Source organism: Flavobacterium lotistagni (assembly GCF_011392125.1).
Taxonomy (GTDB): domain Bacteria; phylum Bacteroidota; class Bacteroidia; order Flavobacteriales; family Flavobacteriaceae; genus Flavobacterium; species Flavobacterium lotistagni.
On the sequence record NZ_JAAJBU010000029.1, the window covers coordinates 1 to 902 of the forward strand.

General features: G+C 35.5%; 1 protein-coding gene. It reads right to left on the reverse strand.

Features of this window, described 5'->3' with window-relative positions; all coding sequences use genetic code 11:
- Nucleotides 1-259: 259 nt before the first annotated feature.
- Nucleotides 260-637 carry a hypothetical protein gene (locus G4D82_RS14285; RefSeq protein ID WP_166337971.1) on the reverse strand — a complete coding sequence of 126 codons (378 nt, stop codon included), beginning with the start codon at nt 635-637 and terminating at the stop codon, nt 260-262.
- Nucleotides 638-902 lie beyond the last annotated feature (265 nt).

Below are 902 nucleotides of genomic sequence, written 5' to 3' on the forward strand. Positions count from 1 at the left end.
TTCCAGTTTCGTTCGCGTTCAGCTTTGCAACTTCAATTTTCAAGTTTCGTTTACATCAAACTATGCAGTTCCAATTTTACAATTTAAGCTTAAATGTTCCGGTTTTCTAAACTGACTGTTAACGGTTGCTAGCTACGCGACGGCGCGGAATTAGCGAACCGAGTTTTCTCCGCTAAAGATATAATTTCTTCGTGAAAAATAGGCGAGAAGTTAGGAAAAACCAGCGGTGCTCGCGTAGGTAGGGTTAGAGGCTGCCGCTCTATTCTTCAATTTTATATAACTTTATTTTTAGTTTGCGCTTCCAATTTCTTGTATATTCATCTTCTGCTATTGGACCAATTCTGAAATTATCTTCTATAGCCAAATCGAAATCTTTTTCTCTAAGAATTATATAGTATGATATTAAATTATTTGTGTCAACTGTTTTGCCAACAATATACTTTTGGTTAAAACCATATTCTATTAATGTTGCCGGAATTTTTCCAACATACGCGCCATTTTCAAGTTTATAATTTAAGGTAGTTATTCCTTCATTTTTAATCACATAATATTTACCAACTACTTTTTTTTCAATTTCAAAACTATTGCACGCAACTAAAAATATACAAATAAGAAAAAGAGTTAAAAAAGATTTCATGTAGTTATTCTGTGTTTCGGTTTTTTTGCGGTTGCCTCTAACGGTTCGCCGCCACGCGACGTTGCGGAAAAGCGGACCGAGTATTCTCCGCTAAGATAGAATTTCTACGTGAAAAATAGAGTAGAGGCTAAGAAAAAACCAGCAATGATCGCGTGGCGGCTGTTACAGGCTGTGTTTCCTTTTGCCAATATTACTTGGTGATTTCGTATGTTAATTCTACAATTCCGTTTTTATATGCTTTCGTATCGCTTAATCTCAATGCTTG